This window comes from Tenacibaculum litopenaei, from assembly GCF_964514025.1.
Lineage (GTDB): Bacteria > Bacteroidota > Bacteroidia > Flavobacteriales > Flavobacteriaceae > Polaribacter > Polaribacter litopenaei.
Map to the genome: position 1 here is coordinate 18,911 of NZ_CAZEQT010000005.1, position 20,227 is coordinate 39,137.

The following is a 20,227-nucleotide window of genomic DNA, read 5'->3' on the forward strand; positions in this document are numbered from 1 at the left end:
ACTAACAGATGATACGAATCGAAAATCTGCACAAATCTTATCCAATTGGTAAAGATTCACTGCACGTTTTAAAAGGATTGAACTTACATATTAAAGAAGGAGAATTTGTTTCTATTATGGGATCATCGGGATCTGGGAAATCAACACTTCTGAATATAGTAGGCTTACTCGATGTACACGATGAAGGAAAATATTATTTAAATGATCAGTTAATTGAGGATTTAAATGAGAAGAAAGCTGCTATTCTAAGAAATAAATTCTTGGGATTTGTTTTTCAGTCTTTTAACCTGATTTCATATAAGACAGCCGTTGAAAATGTCGCACTTCCGCTGTATTACAAAGGAGTTGGGCGAAAAGAACGCATTCAAATAGCGTTGGACTATTTGGAAAAAGTAGGCTTAAAGGAGTGGGCAAATCACCTGCCTAATGAGTTGTCGGGAGGACAAAAACAACGGGTAGCCATTGCCAGAGCCTTGGCAACCAAGCCCAAAGTAGTATTGGCGGATGAGCCTACCGGAGCCCTCGATTCATCGACAACGGATTCGGTAATGGATTTACTGAAGGAAATTAATGACGAAGGAATGACGGTATTCGTTATTACTCACGAAGAAGATGTTGCAGAACAAACAGATAGGGTGGTTCGATTGAAAGATGGGGTCATCATCAGTGATGAATTAACAGAGTCGGGTAAATCAAAAGCTAAAGTTCATAAGTATGTTTGATTTAGATCGCTGGAGAGAAATATTTCAGAGTATCAGTAAAAATAAGCTGCGTTCGATATTGTCAGGCTTTACGGTGGCGTTTGCGATTTTACTGTTTACCTTGCTGTTCGGAATTGGAAACGGGCTTCAAAATACCTTTAAAAAAGAGTTTGCAGGGGATGCCATTAATTCTATGTACGTTTGGTCAAACAGAACTACAAAGGCCTATAAAGGAAATCAAATAGGAAGGCGCATCCAATTTAGAAATGACGACTTTGAGTTTATAAAGGAAAAGTTTGCAGATAAGTTGCAAATGATTAGTCCACGTATTCAACGCGGTGTCAAGGTGGTATACAAAACCAAAGAGGATAATTATACCTTGAGAGGGGTGTATCCAAAATACGACTTGTTAGAGTCGGCTACCGTTACTGAAGGTCGATTTTTGAACTATCGCGATATCAAAGAGCGATCGAAAGTAGTCGTTATTGGTCGTATGGTTGAAAAGGATTTGTTTGGACAGCTGAGCGCTTACGGTAAATTAATCAATATCGGTGGAATCATGTACCGCGTAATTGGGGTATTTTCTGATCCAGGAGGCGATAGTGATGAACGTTATATTTATGCTCCCTTTACTACTTTACAACGTATTTATGGTAATAACGATCACATTGATGAGTTTGGAATGATGTACAATCCAAAGTTAAGTGTTGATCAGGCCATCGTTTTTGGAAATCAATTGCGCAAAGCGTTAAAGATAAAACACGAAGTAGCACCGAATGATCAACGCGGTATCCGAATCAATAATTACGCTTCAGATAACAAGCAGGTATCGAGTATGATGTTTGGTTTGGGAATCTTGATTCTTATTATCGGGTTTGGAACCTTAATTGCCGGTGTGGTGGGGATTAGTAATATCATGGTATATATCGTGAAGGAACGTACCAAAGAATTGGGAATTCGAAAAGCAATAGGGGCGACTCCGAAATCGATTGTTATGATGATTATGTTGGAAGCAATTATCATTACAGCCTTGTCAGGATATATCGGATTATCCATCGGAGTGGGTATATTAGAAGTTGTAGGTCCAAGTTTAAAGCAATATTTTATACTCAACCCTGGTGTCTCTACTCCTGTAGTTGTTGGGGCCACTATCACCTTAATTTTATCAGGTATGCTCGCCGGATATTTACCTGCAAAACGAGCTGCCAGAATTAAACCTATTGTTGCATTAAGAGCTGATTAATTATGAAATTTTTATTTGACAAAGATACCTGGCAAGAAATATACGGGAGCATTCGCAAGAACAAAATGAGAACTGCGATTACCATTTTTGGAGCCTTTTGGGGAATTTTACTTTTGGTGGGGCTCTTAGGAGCAGCAAAAGGAATAGAAAATGGGTTTAACAGCTTGTTTGGTGATTTTGCGACCAACAGTGTATTTATGGCAGGAGGAAGAACGTCGATGCCGTTTAAAGGTTTCCAAAAGGGACGTCAGATCAATTTAACGAATAGTGACGTCGAAAAAATTAGATCTGAGATCAATGGAATCGAGTTCGTCGTACCTCGAAATGTGACTGGAAGTTTAGTGGTGAAGGGGACGAAAACCGCCAACCTGACTATTTTTGGTGATTACCCAGAATTGGATAAAATTCAAAAGAAAAAGTTGACCGCTGGACGCTTTATCAATCAATCTGATATAAATCAGAATAGAAAGGTATGTGTGATAAGTACGGAGGTGTTCAAGCAATTGTATGACATAGATGAAGAAGCTATTGGTAGTTTTCTCAAAATTAACAATATCGGATACATGGTCGTAGGAGTGTATAAGCCAGGACGTTTTGAAGGGAGTAATAATATCCACATTCCATTTAGTACCTATCGTCTGGTATACAACCAAGGAGATAAGTTTCGTTGGATGGTAGTTACTGGAAAAGCTGATGCAGATATAGAACAAGTAGAGTCGGATGTAAAACTCTTACTAAAGAATTTGCACAAAGTACATCCTGAAGACAACAGAGCTTTTGACGGGTTTAACCTCGGGAAAGAAATTGCCAAGGTAACAGGCTTTTTAACGGGAATGCAGTTTTTAACTTGGTTTGTTGGGATTGCTACCTTAATCGCTGGAGTGTTTGCCATTGGAAACATCTTACTGATTACCGTAAAAGAGCGAACGAAAGAAATAGGTATCCGTAGAGCACTTGGAGCTACGCCAGGTAAAATAAAGCAACAAATCATCCTTGAGTCCGTATTTTTAACCTTATTAGCGGGTTCTTTAGGGATCATTGCAGGTGGGTTAATATTGATGATGATCGATAAAGCGGATTTGTTAACCAACCCAACGGTTGATATCCCTATCGTACTCATCGCCTATACTGTACTCATTGTATTGGGAACGATGATTGGATTCATACCTGCCTACATGGCTACTGTGGTACAACCAATTGAAGCATTAAGAGAAGAATAAAACAGTCAATTAACAATAATAACGAGATAAATTAGATATAAAAACAATGAAAAAAGTAATCATTTTTGGAGGTATAGGATTATTACTCATAGTAGTTCTACTTTGGTTTGGTAAAAAGAATAGCGCTTCTCCAATTAGTTATGACACGGAAAAAGCATTCAAAACATCTATTGTAAAGAAAAGTACTGCCACAGGAAAAGTAGTTCCTTTAGAAGAAGTGGAAATTAAACCACAAATTTCAGGAATCATCGATAAAATTTATTTAGAAGAAGGAGCCTTAGTTAAAGCTGGAGATCTCATTGCAACGGTTCGTGTGGTACCTAATATCCAATCGTTAAATGCGGCAAATGGTCAGGTTAAAAATGCGCAATTGGCCTTTGATAATGCGAAGGTTCAATTTGAAAGAAATAAGAAGCTTTTTGATAAAGGAGTGATCGCACGTCAAGCTTATGAGAATTCAGAATTGAGTTACAACAATGCCAAGCAAAGCTTGTACAATGCAAAATCGGATTTGGATATCATTAAGAGAGGTACTACTGCAGGTTTAGGAAAAACAGCAAATACCAATATCCGTGCTACGGCTACAGGAATGGTGGTAGAGATTCCTGTGAAAAAAGGATACCAAGTTATTCAGAGTAACAACTTTAATGCGGGGACGACGATTGCGAGAATTGCAGATATGACAAAGATGATTTTTGAAGGAAATGTAGATGAATCGGAAGTAGGGAAGTTAATTAAAGGAACCAATATCGATGTTGCCATTGGTGCAATTGAAGAAAAGAAGTTTCCAGCAGTATTGAATTTTATCGCTCCTAAAGGAACGGATAATGGAGGTGCTGTTCAATTTAAAATTAAAGCAGATGTATCATTAGACGATAAGTACTTTATCAGAGCAGGATACAGTGCCAATGCAGAAATTGTATTGGATAAAAGAGATAGCGTATTGTCGATAAAAGAATCGTTGTTACAATTTGACAGAAAAACAGAAAAGCCTTTTGTAGAGGTGCTAATTGGAGAGCAAGAATTCGAGAAGCGCAAAGTAAAACTTGGATTGTCTGACGGTGTCAATGTTGAGGTATTGGAAGGGGTAGGTCCGGAAGATGAAATCAAAATTTGGAACAAAGTCGACAAGCAAAAGTCTAGTAATGACGATGGAGAACTATAATTTTCATTACATGTATCAGAAACACCGAGTTGTACTCGGTGTTTTTTTTGTGATTAATTTAACATTTGTGATTGCCAATCCTAGCGGTAAAGAAAGCTTTTTTACGGAATTTCATACCTATTTAGGATGTACGGTAACAAAAAAACATTGAGGAAAGAGGAGTGGGATAAGAGAAACTACGACAAGAGGTATTCTAAACTAAAAAAACCTGAAGCTAGGGCTGCAGGTTTTTTTATGTTGTAATTAGTGTTTTTCTCTTAGTTAGTACCACCAGTTGACATCATGCTTTTCGCTTTCGCTGGAGCTGCATTTTTGTCGATAAATCCTTTGATTTTAACTACTTTTCTCGCAGACTTAGCATTAGAGATGATCGTGATTGATTTAGAGAATCCTCCAGGTCTCTTAGTATCGTAAGAAACTTCAATCTGTCCTTTTTGACCTGGCATAATTGGCTTTTCAGGTTTTTTAGGTACAGTACATCCACAAGTAGATCTTACATCTTTAATAATAAGTGGAGCATCACCAACATTGGTAAACTCAAATACGCGCTTACCTTCTGAACCTACTGCTACCTTTCCGTAGTCAATAACTTCCTTCTCAAACTTAAATTCTTGCGCACTTACTGTTAAGGTGACTAAGAAAATAGCTACTAATGATAAAATTGTCTTCATAATGTTAATTTTAATTAGGGGGTTATTATTATAACCGTTACACAAATTTATAATTATTTTTTGGATTAAAAAATGACAACTATTTTTCTGTACCTCATAGATAGTTGTATTTTTGCTAATCAGATTTCAAAAATAATGCCAAAAAATATTTTGGACTTAATATAGTTAATTACATGAAAATTCCATCAAAATACAACGCACAAGAAGTAGAAGGGAAATGGTACGATTACTGGATGAAACACAATTATTTTCATTCGGAAGTAGATGAAAGAGAGCCTTATACGATTGTAATTCCACCACCAAACGTTACGGGAGTTTTACATATGGGGCACATGTTGAATAATACCATTCAAGATGTTTTAATTAGAAGAGCGCGATTACAAGGTAAAAATGCATGTTGGGTACCGGGTACCGATCACGCCTCTATTGCCACTGAAGCGAAGGTGGTCGCAAAGTTAAAAGAACAAGGAATTGAGAAAAGTGATTTAACACGTGAGGAGTTCTTAAAGCACGCTTGGCAATGGAAAGAGGAGTACGGAGGAATAATCTTAGAGCAATTAAAGAAGTTAGGAGCGTCTTGTGATTGGGAACGTACTGCATTTACGATGGATCCTGCGTTGTCAGAATCTGTAATCAAAGTATTTGTAGACCTGTATAACAAAGGGATGATTTACCGAGGATACCGTATGGTTAACTGGGATCCTGAGGCAAAAACTACCTTGTCTGATGAAGAGGTAAATTACGAAGAGCGTCAAGGGAACTTGTATTATTTGCAATACAACATCGTAGATTCTGACGAGAAAGTGATTATTGCAACTACGCGTCCAGAAACCATTTTGGGGGATACTGCTATTTGTATCAATCCAAATGATGAACGTTATACCCACCTCAAAGGAAAAAAAGCAATCGTTCCGTTGTGTGGTAGAGAAATTCCGATTATTGAAGATGAATACGTAGATGTAGAGTTCGGAACAGGATGTTTAAAAGTTACTCCAGCTCATGACGAGAATGATAAGGTGTTAGGTGATAAGCACCAGCTGGAGGTAATCGATATTTTCAATGAAGATGCCAGTCTAAATTCATTTGGTTTGCATTACGAAGGGAAAGATCGTTTCGTAGTTCGCAAGGAGATTGCCAAAGAGTTGGAAGAAAAAGGCTTCTTGTTGAAAACAGAACAGCACACCCACAAGGTAGGAACTTCTGAAAGAACCAAAGCAGTTATTGAACCTAGACTTTCGGATCAGTGGTTTTTGAAAATGGAAGAGTTGGTTAAGCCAGCATTGGAAGCTGTATTAGGAGAAGAGCGAGAAGTAAAGCTTTTCCCGAAAAAGTTTGAAAATACCTATCGTCACTGGATGGAAAATATTCGTGATTGGAATATTTCACGTCAACTTTGGTGGGGGCAGCAAATTCCTGCTTACTATTTCGGAGATGGTAAGGACGACTTTGTAGTCGCTGAAAATAGCGCAGATGCATTGACCTTGGCCATTGAGAAAACAGGGAATGCCAACTTAACAGAAGCTGACTTAACCCAGGATCCTGATGCTTTGGATACGTGGTTCTCATCGTGGTTATGGCCAATGAGTGTGTTTGACGGAATTAGAAATCCTGAAAATGAAGAAATAAAATATTACTATCCTACCAATGACTTGGTTACCGGACCAGACATCTTGTTCTTCTGGGTGGCCCGTATGATTATTGCAGGATATGAGTACAAAGACCAACGTCCATTTGAAAATGTGTATTTGACAGGATTAGTGCGTGACAAGCAACGTCGTAAAATGTCAAAGTCACTCGGAAATTCACCAGACGCTTTGAAATTGATTGAAGATTACGGTGCCGATGGTGTACGTGTAGGATTGTTGTTGAGTTCGGCAGCAGGAAATGATTTGTTGTTTGACGAAGGATTGTGCCAACAAGGAAAAGGATTGGGGAATAAAGTGTGGAGTGCATTTTATTTAACCAACTTATGGGAAGTTTCAGAAGCGGTGGCACAACCAGCATCGAGTAAAATCGCTATTGAGTGGTACAAAGCAAAGTTTCAACAAACCCTAGCGGAAATCGAAGATCACTACAGTAAGTATCGTTTAAGTGATGTGATCATGGCTATTTACAAGTTGATTTACGACGATTTCTGTGGATGGTTGTTAGAAATTGTAAAGCCTGCGTATCAACAGCCAATTGATGCCATTACTTATAGAGAAGTAATGCAATTGTTTGAAGATAACTTGAAGATATTACATCCTTTTATGCCGTTTATTACTGAGGAAATTTGGCAAACGATTGCAGAGCGTTCTCCAGAAGAAGCTTTAATTATTGCAAAGTATCCTAAAATGACTGCAACTGAAGAAAAGTTGATTGCTGAATTTGATTTCGCTGCCGATGTAGTGTCTGGAATTCGTACCATTCGTAAGGATAAAAATATTGCTTTTAAAGACAGTATTGACTTATGTGTGCTTAACAATGAGCAAGCAACGACAAATTTTGATGAGGTAATTAAGAAGCTGACCAATGTAGAGAACTTGAGTTATACCGATTCAAAAGTTGATGGAGCTATGAGTTTCCGTGTGAAGTCTAATGAATATTTTGTGCCAATTTCAGCTGACAGTATCAATGTAGAAGAGGAGATCGAAAAGTTATCGGAAGAGTTGAAATACACGGAAGGTTTCTTGAAATCAGTTCAGAAGAAGTTAGCTAATGAGCGCTTTGTTAACAATGCTCCTGAGCAAGTAGTAGCTATGGAGAAAAAGAAGGAGGCAGATGCGTTGGCAAAGATCGAAACGATTAAGAACAGTTTAGCGAGTTTAAACGCTTAAATCTGACAATCATATACAATAAAGAAGACCGTTTTTTACGGTCTTTTTTTATGGATTGATGTCAAGGGGCGGAACGGGTGTGTACTCTAGATCGAGATGCATGAAGTACCTCAGGTCCCTGAATGGAATAATACTAAAAAAGACTGCTTTTAAGGCAGTCTTTTTTGATATATGGTAATTGGTGTTACTTAGTGTTCATTTTGGCGGTAATAGGCCAATAAGGTGTTTTTTAATAGCATTGCAATGGTCATAGGTCCTACACCTCCAGGCACGGGAGTAATATGCGAGGCTTTGTCTTTAACTTCGTCAAAAGCAACATCACCTACCAAACGGAAACCGCGTTTCTTTGAAGCATCTGCAACGCGTGTAATTCCTACGTCAATAATCACTACATCATCTTTGACCATAGCACCCTTTAAAAACTCAGGAATTCCAAGTGCTGCGACAATGATATCTGCTTTTTTGGTGATTTCTGCTAAATTTTTCGTGCGACTGTGGGTCAAAGTAACAGTAGCGTTACCAACGGTTCTCTTTTGAGCCAATAAAATACTCATAGGGCTTCCTACAATATGACTACGTCCTATAACCACTACGTCTTTACCTGAAGTTTCAATCTGGTAGCGCTCGAGTAATTCTAAAATACCATAAGGCGTAGCAGAGATAAAGGTAGGTAAGTTCAAGGCTAATTTTCCAACATTCATCGGATGGAACCCATCAACGTCCTTCTCAGGAGCAATAGCCATTAGTATTTTTTGTTCATCGATATGGTCGGGAAGTGGAAGCTGTACGATAAACCCGTTAATGTCTTTATCGACATTGAGTACCGCGATTTCGTTGAGCAATTCCTCTTCTGTCGTAGTCTCTGGTAAACGGATGAGCGTCGATTCAAATCCAACGCGCTCACAGGCTTTTACCTTAGCGTTTACATAGGTTAAACTCGCTCCGTCATTACCGACTATGATAGCCGCAAGATGTGGGGATTTTTTTTCCTGTTGTTTTAAGGAAGCTACTTCTAGAGCAATTTCTTCTTTGATATCCGCAGAAGTTTTTTTACCGTCAAGTAAGATCATGTGTTTAGGTGTTGTGTTGTTTTGATTGTGTGTTGTGTAAAAGTAAAAAGAGAAGATGAATCTTCTCTTTTTGTATTTTTTAGCGCATACCGCGCATCATTTGCATCATTTTTCTTCCGCCGCCACCTTGCATCATTTTCATCATTTTGCTCATCTGGTCAAACTGCTTCATAAGTTGGTTTACTTCTTGAACCGTAGTTCCTGACCCCTTTGCAATACGCCTTTTTCTACTGGCATTAATCATGGATGGAGTGCTTCGCTCCGATGGTGTCATTGAAAAGATAATCGCCTCAATTCCTTTAAAAGCATCATCGTCAATATCGATGTCTTTTAATGCTTTTCCAGCACCTGGAATCATTCCGATAAGGTCTTTCATGCTACCCATCTTTTTGATTTGCTGAATTTGATTTAAAAAGTCGTCAAATCCAAACTGATTCTTTGCAATTTTCTTCTGAAGCTTGCGGGCTTCTTTTTCGTCGTATTGTTCTTGTGCACGTTCTACTAACGAGATAACGTCTCCCATTCCTAAAATACGATCGGCCATACGATCAGGGTGGAAAACATCAATGGCGTCCATTTTTTCTCCAGTTCCGATGAATTTAATCGGTTTGTCAACAACAGACTTAATCGATAGTGCAGCTCCACCACGTGTATCACCATCTAACTTGGTCAATACAACTCCGTCGAAGTTCAAGACATCGTTAAAGGCTTTTGCGGTGTTTACAGCATCTTGCCCTGTCATGGAGTCTACGACGAAAAGCGTTTCTTGTGGAGTAACGGCTTTGTGGATGTTAGAAATTTCTGTCATCATCTCCTCGTCGACAGCTAAACGTCCCGCGGTATCGATGATTACTACATTTTTTCCATTAGCTTTTGCGTGTTTGATCGCGTTTAATGAAATCTCTACAGGGTTTTGGTTGCCTTCCTCAGCGTAAACTTCCACACCGATTTGCTCACCAACCACGCGCAACTGATTGATTGCCGCAGGTCTGTAAACGTCACATCCTACTAATAAAACCTGTTTGGTTTTTTTAGTTTTTAAATAGTTTGCTAGTTTTCCCGAAAAAGTAGTTTTACCTGACCCTTGTAAACCAGACATTAAAATAACAGATGGTGCTCCTGAAAGTGTAATTCCAACAGTATCTCCTCCCATTAATTGTGTAAGCTCATCTTTCACGAGCTTAACCATTAACTGACCTGGATTTAAGGTTGTCAATACGTCTTGACCTATTGCCTTTTCTTTTACGCGCTTGGTAAATTCCTTGGCAATCTTAAAGTTAACATCGGCATCGAGTAATGCACGTCGAACTTCTTTTAAGGTTTCAGCTACATTAACTTCGGTAATTTTTCCATGACCTTTAAGCGTGTGAAAGGCCTTATCTAATTTTTCGCTTAAATTATTAAACATGTATCGACTTCATTTTTAGAGGCACAAATATACTATTTACTAGGCAGAATTTAACCTATGTGGACAGAAAAAATTATCATTCTAGCAAAGCGGGTAGAAGATACTTTTGAAACAGGGTTTCAGGAAGTTTGGTTTGACTGCTGTTGTAGTTGCCTGCAGTGATTACACAAACGGCTTTTAATTTGGGAATGATGATAATGTATTGACCTCCATTGCCACGGGCCTCTATCGTAGTAATTGATTTATCGGCATGACGGTACTTCTGTATCCACCACAGATATCCATAGGCATTTTTTGAGACTGTATTTTCTAGTCGAACGGAGGCTTGAGTGGCTTCTTGAATCCATTTTTTAGAAACCACCTGTTCTTGGTTAAATTGTCCGTTTTGAAGCACCAGCTGCCCAAAGCGCAACATGTGTTGAGAACTGAGTAGCATCCCACCTCCGAGATATACCTTTCCGTCCCTATCTTTTTGAATTGCGTACTGGTTAATCTTTAGGGGAGCAAACAAATATCGGTCTATAAACAAAGGTAATGGAAGTTTGTTGTTGTGCTCTAAAGGATATTTCAAGAGGTACGGATTGGCCGTTCCGTAGTTTGCCTTGGTTCCCGGAGCAGAGCGCATTGGAGCGTCTAGAATAGTTTGCGTCCAATTGGGGGTGTTTTGATAGACTTGTTCAGAGGCCTTTGACGGAGTGGACGTTCCGAAATCGATGGCGTCCATACCGGAGCTCATCGTTAGTAAGTGTTTGAGTGTAATTTGTTTTTGCTGTACGTTGAGGTTCTGTTGGTAAGAGGTAGGAAGGTAGTATGCTAATGGCTGGTTAACAGAGGCCAATTCCTTGCGATCCAGAGCGATGCCAATCAAGGTTGAGCTAATACTTTTTGAGGCAGAACGTTGATCGTGTAGCGCTGTTGCATTAAACCCACTAAAATAGTGTTCATAGCCTATTTTCCCTTCCTTCATAAGAAGTATACTGTGGATTTTAGGATAGCTTCCAGCAATGATTTTTTGCTCCATTTCTCTAAGTGATGGATGATGAATGGGGTTGGGTAAATTTTCGTTTTTGTCGGTGAGTTTGGAGTCTGATAGGTCCCAGTCAGTGGTGCTGCGACGGAGTAATACACTTGTGAAAACGGTGTCGAAAAGTTTGAACTTAAGGAGTATTGCTTTCTCTTTTAAATCAGCTTCGAACTGCAAGCCGGTGCGGAAATCTTGGAAATTTATAGTGCTTGCTCGTTGCTTGGCACCAAAACACCAAGTTCCTGGAAATCGACGTTCCCCAAAAAAAGGATAGGCATCAAAGGAGGAGGCACTGACATTCTCAATACTTAAAAATACCTTTTTATTGAGAAGCCTTCGAACTTGAAAGAGATCCCAACGGCTTTGAAAGTGCGTCTCATCAATTTGGGTAAATGATAGCTGATAAAAGTAAATACCACTGCTAATAAAACCGCGTAATTGGTTGGGGTTCTCAGTATCCAGTAGGAGGTATTGCTCGTTGCCTATGGAGTATTTGTCAGGAGTGGAGGTTGAACTTTCTATGCGTTGGGTATAACGGATATGGTGCGCGTTAATGGTAAAATTGTACACGTGATCACTGATTTTTTCAAGGTTGATGGTAAAGTTGAGAGGTTGGGCATTGTCAAATTCACCTTCCCATTGACCTCGGTACGAATTCATGCTGTGTTGTTGTGCTATAAGTGTGTGAAAACTCACTAATAAACAAAGAAGTAAAATGTTTTTCATTGGTAATGTATTTAGATGTCAAAGTTGGAGTATCCTGAGCAGTTAAAATTGTACCTGCTTAACACTGTGAAGAAGTTTTACCAATTGTTTTGGAGTGAGGGTATGATGTTTTTGAATAGTTTTTATAAAATGACTCTGGTCAAAAAATCCACAGGTATGACTGATGTTTGTTAGGTTGTATTCAGGATTACTCATAAGGGTAAAGGCTTGGTTAATGCGCAAGGTGCGGAGGTAATCGGTGAAACTTTGACCAAAGTACTTCGGAAATGCCCTTGAAATATGTACGGGGTGCACACCGAGGATATTGCTAATATAGCTCAGGTCAAGCTGAGCTGTTGGATCGCTGTGAAGAAGGTCTTTGAGTTGTGCAACCCAGTTTGGCGCTGGCTTCCGTTGAGTGCCAACAGGCGAATTGGAGTGGCATAATGCGTTGATAAGTGCACTTTCAACAATGAGTTTAGTATCGGAAGTGTTGCGTTTTGTAGCGAGAAATAGTTGCTGGATCTCTCGGATAATTGCAGGATGGTCGAGCTGATGACTCCCTTCCAAATGCCAGAGGTTCAATTCGTATTTATCGAGCCATTCCGTATTGATTTCGATGTGAAAGCCTCGTGTATATTCAGGGGGTTTTTTGTTGTAATGCGCATCCTGCCAATAGTGGAATACCAAATTTCCTGGCTGTAAATAGTACGCTTCTTTCTTGTTTTCCTCATAGAGTTTTCCTCGGAGTAAAAAAGTAAAATAAGGGTGTTCGTGTCGATGCCAATCTACCCGTTCATGCGTGTAAACGGTATCGGTTATTTTGAGTTGCTCAAATTGATTTTCCGAATAGTGAGATCCAAAAAAATATCCTGAAGGTAGTGTGCGCATAAACTCGAACTTAAGATTAGGTTTCTAAGTGCAAGACGACCCACAGGAAGTTTTGTAACGTGAATCTTAGGCCTGTATTGCAAAGAGGCTACAGGTTTCAAGTTCAGGATATGCAGTGAGCAAGGGATGTTTAAAATCTTTGACTTTGACCATCCCAATTTTTTTCATTACCGCTAGAGAAGGGAGGTTCACGGTCGGAGCCACCGAAACAATTTCTTTTAAGTTGAGCTCTTTAAAACCGTAATTTAGGCATGCCTTTGCACCTTCGGTGGCGTATCCTTTACCCCAATAGTTAGGGAGTAAACGCCATCCAATATCTGTCGAAGGATTAAAGTCGATGTCGTAGGTTTGTAGCGAGAGTCCAATAAAACCAATAAATTCCTCGGTAGCTAATTCTTCTACAGCAAAATAACAGTATCCGTGTTGTAGGTAGTGCGTTTTCATGCGTTCTATAAATTCTCTACATTGAATAGCTGTTTGAATAGTAGGGAAGTAACGCATCACTTCCTGATGGGTATTCATTTCTAGAAGCTTTGGGAAATCACTAGTTTTCCAAGTTCTAAAGCCTAGTCGTTCGCTGGTAAATTCATAAGATTGCATTGCACAAAAGTAACGGATTACAGGTCGTCAGTAAAGTGCTTTCTACTTTTTTCTTTTTGAAACTTTTCGTGGTTGTACGTCTCAGAAGCGTTTTTAGCTATGGAAAGTGATTGCCACTCATCGTCTAGTAAAAGTTTGGCAATAAAAACCATTTGACCAATGTGATATGGATAATGACTCAATTGTCTGTTAATAGCTTCAACTACGGTATGACCGTGATTTCTGATATAGATAATGCGTTCTAAATCTTCCGTTTCTAAATGCTCAAGAGTATGGATAAAACAATGCCAACCGCGTTCCCAATAGGCGAGCATTTCTTCTTTGTCAGCAAAGGTGTTTACGAATTCATCATCTCTATTTCTGTCAGGCTTTTCTCCGTCTTCTGTAAAAATCCGGGTCCATCGTGAACACATATTACCAGCGAGGTGCTTTACAAGTACAGCAATCGAGTTACTGTTCGAATTGACCGTGTAGAAAAGTTGGGCGGTCGTTAATCTTTCGAGCGTTTTATCGCCCAACGATTTGTAGTAGTTGGCTTGTTTAAGCGCGCTGTTAAGATAGGATTTGGACATAAAAAAAGAGCTGATTGGTTATCAGCTCTAAAATACTAAAAATAAATAGTTTATTTTCTGGGTATGAATTTTAAGGCAACTCCATTAATACAATGGCGCTTTCCGGTGGTTTCTCTCGGACCATCAGAAAAAGAATGTCCTAAATGCCCATCGCAGGTAGCACATTTTAATTCTGTACGTGCATAACCAATTTTGTAATCGACGTCAAAACTTACGTTTCCTTTGATTTCTCGGTCAAAAGAAGGCCAGCCAGAACGCGAGTCGTACTTGTGCTCTGATTTGTACAAGGGAGTTTTACATGCAGCACAGACGTAAATCCCTTTTTTGTAGTTCTTGTTTAACGGGCTAGAAAAGCGCGCTTCTGTTCCTGCTTTTCTCAAAATTCGAAACTGTTCAGGACTTAGGAGTTGTTTCCACTCTCGTTCCGTTTTGTTAATTTTTTTTCTCTTGGTTTGCGCTGTGGTCGCTGTGCTTATTGCGAACAGCAATACCAGGCAGTACATTAATTTTTTCATACGTCACTTACAATAAAGTCAATAATCTTTCTGGAAACTTCAGGTGACCTCAAAATCTTGGTATGACCAAGACCATTGGTAATGTAAAGTTCTCCGTTCTTTAAGTTTTGACGTATATTCAATGCACAACTTACATCGACATCACCATCACAACTGTCGTGAATGACAAGGGTAGGGATGTCAATGCTCTTAGCCATCTCACTAGCAGCGTGTTCATCGATGTTTTTATTCCATTGTTTATCAAAGGCTTGTTTGATTTTTTTACCAATTACGGGTTTTATATCTAGGCTTGCTGCGAAATTTAAAAGGACGTCTTCTATTTTATCAGCCGCCCCAATGGTAATTAATTTTTGTACCTCAAAACCTTCATTGACTGCATTGTATAGGCAGAGCCCTCCAAAAGAATGCCCAATGGCTATATCAAAAGGACCGTATTGAGCGTTCACCTCTTGAATGGTCGCGACAAATTCGGGTAGTGAAGTGGTTTTACCAGTCGATTTCCCATGTGCTGGGCCGTCGAAGGCAATCATCATATAGCCTTTTTCCAACAACTTGTCAGCGGTTAAGAACAGTTGGGTGCCACGACCTGCCCATCCGTGTACAAAAAGAACTTTCTTTTTAGAGTACCCATACGATATCAAGTCAATTTCCTTGTCGATAGCAGGAATTTGTAATCGCTTCTTTTGCGCACTTTTGTAGAGTGCTTTTTCCCGTTTAGGAATCGGGAAATTTACAGGAGTGATAAAGAGTTTGGTAGCGAATTTCGTTGCCAGTGATTTGGAAAAAAACTGCAGTACTTGTGCGCTAATTTTTATAAATGTTGGAATGAGTATACTTTTTGGGTTTTTTCGTTCGTTAATAAAGTCCATTCAAATAGATTTAATGCTAAAATAGGATTTGTAAATTTATAAACTTAATTTTGGTATTAGGTGTGACGCAAGTCTAAATTTTGTGTCAGATGAATATAACCCAAACAATATACAGCATGAAAAAATTAATTGCTTTCGCATGTGCCAGTGCTTTTTTGGTTCAGTGTAGCACGGTGCCAATTACCGGAAGAAAACGATTAAATATGGTGAGCGATTCGAAGGTCTTACCTGCGAGTTTTGCACAGTACAAAGGATTTCTGGAGAAAAACAAATTATCAAAAGACAAGGCTAAAACAAACCAGATTAAACGTGTAGGAAAGCGAATTTCTGCTGCAGTTGACCGTTTTATGCGTGCCAATGGAATGGTTGCTGAAGCAAATTCTTATAAGTGGGAGTTTAATCTAGTAGATGATAAAACCGTAAATGCTTGGTGTTTGCCAGGTGGTAAGGTGGTGTTTTATACTGGAATTATGCCTATTTGTGCAAATGAAGATGGAGTAGCGGCAGTAATGGGACACGAAGTAGCACATGCCTTTGCCAAACACGGACAAGAACGTATGTCAAACGCCATGATTCAACAAGGACTTGCTGTTGGAGTTGCCTACGGTACCCGTAATAATAAAAATTCACAACTTTGGAACATGGCCTACGGGATTGGTTCACAGGTAGGGATGCTAAAGTTTAGTCGTAATCACGAAACAGAAGCCGATAAACTCGGATTGGTGTTTATGCTCATGGCCGGATATAAGGGTGAAGAAGCCGCTGAGGTTTGGGTTCGTATGAGTAAAAGAGGTGGTAAAGGAGGTACACCTGAGTTTTTAAGTACCCACCCTTCTAATGAAACGAGAATTAAAACACTGCGTGCATTTTTACCCGAAGCACGACAGTTAGCGGCGAAATACAATGTCCCAGCTAAAAAATAAAATAACTAGTATTTTATACTATATTGCAAGCCGTTCGTCAATTCGAACGGTTTTTTTAGTTTATGTATAAAATTGGAAGCAAAAAATTAATCAACGGATGGGCGTTTTACGATTGGGCCAATTCGGTATATTCACTAGTGATCAGTACGGCAGTTTTTCCGCTGTATTACGACGCAGTAACAGATAAGAGCGTCGTACAGTTCTTGGGTATTGATTGGGAACATCCCGATAGCTTATACAGCTATTCACTTTCCTTCTCTTTTTTGGTCGTAGCCTTGATGTCTCCAGTATTGTCGGGAATTGCAGATTACACGGGAAGCAAGAAAAAATTCATGAAGTTTTTTTGCTGGATGGGATCGTTGTCCGTGATGAGTTTGTACTTTTTTGATGGATTAGATACCGTTTGGGTAGGAATTGTATTCACCATATTGGCAAGTATTGGATTTTGGTCCAGTTTGGTGTTTTACAATGCTTTTTTACCCGAAGTAGCACACCCAGAACAACAGGATAGGGCCAGTGCACGTGGATTTATCTACGGTTATATAGGGTCCGTAATTTTGTTGATTATCAATTTGGTAATGATACAGTTTCCCGACGTTTTTGGGATAACCACGGGGATGGCCTCTCGAATTTCATTCGTAATGGTCGGTCTTTGGTGGCTGGGCTTTGCTCAGATTACTTTCAAGCGATTACCCGATGATATTTACAATAGAAAGCCCGATGCTGATTATATCTGGAAGGGATATATAGAATTGCGTAAAGTATTGAAAGAACTTGCAGGATATCCATCCTTATCTAAGTTTTTATTGTCTTTCTTTTTCTTGAGCGTAGGGGTACAAACGATTATTTTGATGGCTGCCATTTTTGGTTCATCGGAGTTAGGATTGGGAAAAATGAATCTGATTGTCACCATACTCTTGGTACAAATTGTGGCCATTGTTGGTGCTTTTATATTTTCGAGATTGTCAGAGCGATACGGTAATATTTCTGCGTTAAAAATTACTTTAGGTATTTGGACTTTGGTGTGTTTTTGTGCCTTTTTATTAGATAAAAATCAAGAAAATGTCGCTGTATATTTTTATGGATTGGGAGGTTTACTCGGTTTGGTACAGGGTGCTATTCAGTCGTTAACACGTTCAACTTATTCTAAGTTATTACCGGAAACAGAAGACCATGCTACCTATTTTAGTTTTTACGATGTAACAGAAAAGATAGCCATTGTATTAGGAACCTTCGTTTATGGATTTTTGTATTCTAAAACGGATTCTATGCAGTGGTCAGTATTGTGTTTGGCATTGTTTTTCTTAGCTTCATTTATAGTTTTGAGTACTTTGAAGAAAACGAAATACGTGCAGTAATACTTTTTAGACACAACTTCAATAAGCCCCGGTAATAGCCAGGGCTTTTTTAATGGATTTTACTCAGCACGTGCCAAGTATTTTTATCTGTATTGTGGAGTGTTAGACTGTCGGGATGCTCACGGAGTACTTTGAAATAGCGTTGTTCCGATACAAAACTGAGTCGACAGGAGCCATTTTCACCAATGGCCACAGGTTTTAGCAGATCTAGATTTACAGTTTCACCATCTAGTACTTCAAAACGCAGTACTTCCTTATCGTTTTGAAAACGGTAATACGTCTGAAAATTCTGGTATATAAAATGACTTTTACTAAGGGGTACTTGTCGATATATATACGACGTATTAGCCAGCGTATCTTTATGTGCAATCCGCTTTATGCGATAACTTCGCACAATTTTATAATCGTGAGGTCCGTTACTTAACATCAAATTCTTTTGGCCGCAGCAAGCGACGAATAGCTGTGTCAGTATGAAGGTGATGAGGATAGTTTTGAAGCGCATTTTCTAGCAAAGAGTTTTATGAGATTATTTTCAGCAGTACCCGCGGTATAGCTGTCGTTTTTACGATAATTGGTGGTGTCGTTAAAAAGTGCCTCCATCATTAAAGAACTTCCTGAATGAGTTTGCGTGTGTAGGTAGGCTTTCACCGGTTGGTTTTGCCCAGTTTTTACATCGTGTATATAGCCCGAAAGTAACAGTTCAACAGCTAATTCAGTAGTTGTTTCATGGTTAGAATCAGTACCTTCAAAGGTAGCTTCGCTGAGTATTAGCTCGCTTATATAAATGGTGTGTTGAGGTTTTCCAGTTTCAGATGGAATGATATTTACATCTTTCAACGCATTCATGAGTTTACTCGGGAAGGCTTTAATAAAGCTACTATCCACTTTTTGGAGAAACTCTCCCTGTTCTCGATCGATATGGATATTTATTTTGGGTTCGTATATCAGAGAGATTAGTACAGGTTTTTCTAACTTTCTATGGGTGTTGGTCAAGTCATTATTAAAACGTCGCATGCTTACCTGTGATTCGAAAAAGAGACGGCAAGAACTCAGTGATAATAGAAGACAGCCTAGGATGACTCGTTTTTTTATCATGAGCTTAATCCTTTTTGAACATGGCTCTCAAATGATCTAAGCAAGGAGCGATGTTGAAATAGAGCCCCGTAATCCCTTCGTCGTTTTCGGCTAGTTGTAAATAATCGCAGGGACGAGTAAGTCTTTGTAAACCTCCGAAGTCATAGCCCAGAGCGGATAGGAGCGCGTATTCATGTGCCGCAAAGATTACGTAATAAGCAGTTTCTTTGGATTTCCCGTCTCCTGTACTAACGATGGCATCGAAAATAATGTGCATTTGCGCTCGCCTTTTGTTTAAAGTCTGTGTTTTACCGAGTACGTCTAGCAAATTCATTTGGTAGGTGATTGCCTGTAAGTCAAATGGATTCTCTTGGAGCATAGCGTCAGTGTATTTGAGGATTTTGTTTTGTAGAGGTATCAATTCTTTGATAGTTTTCACTACTTGTCGAAGACTGTCCCCGTATTCAGAACGGTGGTAAGGTCGATAATGGGTTTGATGAATAAATCCGTAATACAAATGTCTTTTTTGTTGCAAGGTCATACTGCTGTCTCCCTCGTGAAAGCGCTCCATGAGTCTTTTATAGAATAGGGGAGTGTTTGGTTGTTGAATTGCTTTGCGAATACCGTTATAGTCGGGTTTGGTAAAGCCTTGTTCTTGAGCCATTGAGATGTTGCTGCTCATGAGTACTAAAAGCAGTAGTAGTTTTTTCATAGTGTTATTTTTTTTATTGTCAAATAGGCATCAAATAGTATGCCTAATTATTTAGTAAGGTGGAGTTTCTAGTAGTTTTTGAAATAGATCAATAAACTGACTAACTTCTTTACCGTCAACCAGGGCGTGATGTACGTGAATAGACACGGGCATTTCTAATTGGCCATTAGTTTCAAATACTTTTCCAAAGGAAATTTTCGGGCAACTGTCTTTGTAAGCATAGTGTCGCGCATGTGATAAGGACGTAAATTTTATCCATGGCAAAGAAGAGAAATGGACTACATTTTCACCACCCACAGCAGGGATTAATGGGGCTCTACCTCGAACGCGGTCTATTTCCAGATTAGCAATTTTCTGAAATTCTTCGAAATCGGGATGGTAATTCATATAGGAAAAACCAAAAGTTCCATCGGGTTTGTCTATGGTTGGAGAGGCATTTATTTGTTCGTAAAGATATACAGCATCTTCTTTGATACGGTATTTAAAGGCCGTTGTTTGGTTGATAGCTTTCAATGAGGCGTGTAAATAGTACAAGAAGAAAGAGCAGGTAGTGGCTTTGCAATATTCAAATGCTTTGGTACAGGTAACATTGACTGTAAGACCGTAAAAGGGTTCGTCAAAATCTTTGAAGAAATTAAAAATTTCACGACGGTTCCATGTGCTAATGTCAATTTTTTTAGGGGTGTTCAT

20 protein-coding genes are annotated in these 20,227 nt (G+C 39.1%); 7 read left to right on the top strand and 13 right to left on the bottom strand.

Annotated features, from left to right (window positions below; translation table 11 throughout):
- Window positions 1-8 precede the first annotated feature (8 nt).
- From ACKTS5_RS07335 to ACKTS5_RS07350, 4 genes are read left to right on the top strand one after another with little or no spacing between them, the layout of a single operon-like run.
- A complete protein-coding gene (locus tag ACKTS5_RS07335) occupies window positions 9-722 on the top strand; it encodes an ABC transporter ATP-binding protein (RefSeq protein WP_408043211.1) in 714 nt (237 codons plus the stop codon).
- Window positions 715-1,944: an ABC transporter permease gene (locus tag ACKTS5_RS07340; RefSeq protein WP_408043212.1), complete on the top strand. Its 1,230-nt coding sequence runs from the start codon at window positions 715-717 to the stop codon at window positions 1,942-1,944. Before ACKTS5_RS07335 ends, ACKTS5_RS07340 begins: the two co-directional genes overlap by 8 nt.
- Window positions 1,945-1,946: 2 nt before the next feature.
- Window positions 1,947-3,164: an ABC transporter permease gene (locus ACKTS5_RS07345; protein ID WP_408043213.1), complete on the top strand. Its 1,218-nt coding sequence runs from the start codon at window positions 1,947-1,949 to the stop codon at window positions 3,162-3,164.
- A gap of 46 nt (window positions 3,165-3,210) precedes the next feature.
- Complete coding sequence (locus ACKTS5_RS07350) at window positions 3,211-4,329, top strand: efflux RND transporter periplasmic adaptor subunit (RefSeq protein ID WP_408043214.1); 1,119 nt, start codon at window positions 3,211-3,213, stop codon at window positions 4,327-4,329.
- Window positions 4,330-4,586: 257 nt separating this feature from the next.
- On the opposite strand, the gene ACKTS5_RS07355 is transcribed toward ACKTS5_RS07350, so the two are convergent.
- Window positions 4,587-5,000, bottom strand: coding sequence for a DUF1573 domain-containing protein (locus ACKTS5_RS07355; RefSeq protein WP_408043215.1), 414 nt, complete (start codon window positions 4,998-5,000; stop codon window positions 4,587-4,589).
- A 173-nt stretch (window positions 5,001-5,173) separates the two neighbouring features.
- Here ACKTS5_RS07355 and ACKTS5_RS07360 point away from each other — a divergent pair, with 173 nt between their 5' ends.
- Window positions 5,174-7,816 carry a valine--tRNA ligase gene (locus tag ACKTS5_RS07360; RefSeq protein WP_408043216.1) on the top strand — a complete coding sequence of 881 codons (2,643 nt, stop codon included), beginning with the start codon at window positions 5,174-5,176 and terminating at the stop codon, window positions 7,814-7,816.
- A gap of 188 nt (window positions 7,817-8,004) precedes the next feature.
- On the opposite strand, the gene folD is transcribed toward ACKTS5_RS07360, so the two are convergent.
- The 8 genes from folD to ACKTS5_RS07400 form a co-directional block, all read right to left on the bottom strand.
- Window positions 8,005-8,886 (bottom strand): bifunctional methylenetetrahydrofolate dehydrogenase/methenyltetrahydrofolate cyclohydrolase FolD, encoded by an 882-nt coding sequence (folD, locus tag ACKTS5_RS07365; protein WP_408043217.1) that lies wholly within the window; start codon window positions 8,884-8,886, stop codon window positions 8,005-8,007.
- A gap of 79 nt (window positions 8,887-8,965) precedes the next feature.
- Window positions 8,966-10,294 carry a signal recognition particle protein gene (ffh, locus tag ACKTS5_RS07370; RefSeq protein ID WP_408043218.1) on the bottom strand — a complete coding sequence of 443 codons (1,329 nt, stop codon included), beginning with the start codon at window positions 10,292-10,294 and terminating at the stop codon, window positions 8,966-8,968.
- Between the two features lie 76 nt (window positions 10,295-10,370).
- The gene (locus ACKTS5_RS07375) at window positions 10,371-12,044 is read right to left on the bottom strand and encodes a serine hydrolase domain-containing protein (protein ID WP_408043219.1); all 1,674 of its coding nucleotides are present in this window, start codon (window positions 12,042-12,044) and stop codon (window positions 10,371-10,373) included.
- Window positions 12,045-12,086: 42 nt separating this feature from the next.
- The gene (locus ACKTS5_RS07380) at window positions 12,087-12,914 is read right to left on the bottom strand and encodes a helix-turn-helix transcriptional regulator (protein ID WP_408043220.1); all 828 of its coding nucleotides are present in this window, start codon (window positions 12,912-12,914) and stop codon (window positions 12,087-12,089) included.
- A 66-nt stretch (window positions 12,915-12,980) separates the two neighbouring features.
- A complete protein-coding gene (locus tag ACKTS5_RS07385; RefSeq protein ID WP_408043221.1) occupies window positions 12,981-13,514 on the bottom strand; it encodes a GNAT family N-acetyltransferase in 534 nt (177 codons plus the stop codon).
- Window positions 13,515-13,531: 17 nt separating this feature from the next.
- The gene (locus ACKTS5_RS07390; protein WP_408043222.1) at window positions 13,532-14,086 is read right to left on the bottom strand and encodes a DUF1572 family protein; all 555 of its coding nucleotides are present in this window, start codon (window positions 14,084-14,086) and stop codon (window positions 13,532-13,534) included.
- 50 nt (window positions 14,087-14,136) lie between these two features.
- Window positions 14,137-14,601 (bottom strand): peptide-methionine (R)-S-oxide reductase MsrB, encoded by a 465-nt coding sequence (gene msrB / locus ACKTS5_RS07395; RefSeq protein WP_408043223.1) that lies wholly within the window; start codon window positions 14,599-14,601, stop codon window positions 14,137-14,139.
- On the bottom strand, window positions 14,598-15,470 hold the full coding sequence (locus ACKTS5_RS07400) for an alpha/beta hydrolase (RefSeq protein WP_408043224.1): 873 nt from the start codon (window positions 15,468-15,470) through the stop codon (window positions 14,598-14,600). The genes msrB and ACKTS5_RS07400 overlap by 4 nt, the downstream gene beginning before the upstream one ends.
- A 116-nt stretch (window positions 15,471-15,586) precedes the next feature.
- On the opposite strand from ACKTS5_RS07400, the gene ACKTS5_RS07405 reads away from it, so the two are divergent.
- Both ACKTS5_RS07405 and ACKTS5_RS07410 read left to right on the top strand, forming a co-directional pair.
- Complete coding sequence (locus ACKTS5_RS07405; protein WP_408043225.1) at window positions 15,587-16,393, top strand: M48 family metallopeptidase; 807 nt, start codon at window positions 15,587-15,589, stop codon at window positions 16,391-16,393.
- Window positions 16,394-16,455: 62 nt separating this feature from the next.
- Window positions 16,456-17,751: an MFS transporter gene (locus tag ACKTS5_RS07410; protein WP_408043226.1), complete on the top strand. Its 1,296-nt coding sequence runs from the start codon at window positions 16,456-16,458 to the stop codon at window positions 17,749-17,751.
- A 49-nt stretch (window positions 17,752-17,800) separates the two neighbouring features.
- Here the strand turns inward: ACKTS5_RS07410 and ACKTS5_RS07415 are convergent, their stop codons facing one another.
- Genes ACKTS5_RS07415 through ACKTS5_RS07430 form a run of 4 tightly spaced genes read right to left on the bottom strand, consistent with a single transcriptional unit; the run spans window position 17,801 to window position 20,227 of the window.
- Window positions 17,801-18,253 carry a hypothetical protein gene (locus ACKTS5_RS07415; protein ID WP_408043227.1) on the bottom strand — a complete coding sequence of 151 codons (453 nt, stop codon included), beginning with the start codon at window positions 18,251-18,253 and terminating at the stop codon, window positions 17,801-17,803.
- Window positions 18,217-18,846, bottom strand: a complete 630-nt coding sequence (locus ACKTS5_RS07420) for a hypothetical protein (RefSeq protein WP_408043228.1) — start codon at window positions 18,844-18,846, stop codon at window positions 18,217-18,219. The genes ACKTS5_RS07415 and ACKTS5_RS07420 overlap by 37 nt, the downstream gene beginning before the upstream one ends.
- Window positions 18,847-18,850: 4 nt before the next feature.
- Window positions 18,851-19,537: a DUF4919 domain-containing protein gene (locus ACKTS5_RS07425; protein ID WP_408043229.1), complete on the bottom strand. Its 687-nt coding sequence runs from the start codon at window positions 19,535-19,537 to the stop codon at window positions 18,851-18,853.
- Between the two features lie 51 nt (window positions 19,538-19,588).
- Window positions 19,589-20,227 (bottom strand): CatA-like O-acetyltransferase, encoded by a 639-nt coding sequence (locus tag ACKTS5_RS07430; RefSeq protein ID WP_408043230.1) that lies wholly within the window; start codon window positions 20,225-20,227, stop codon window positions 19,589-19,591.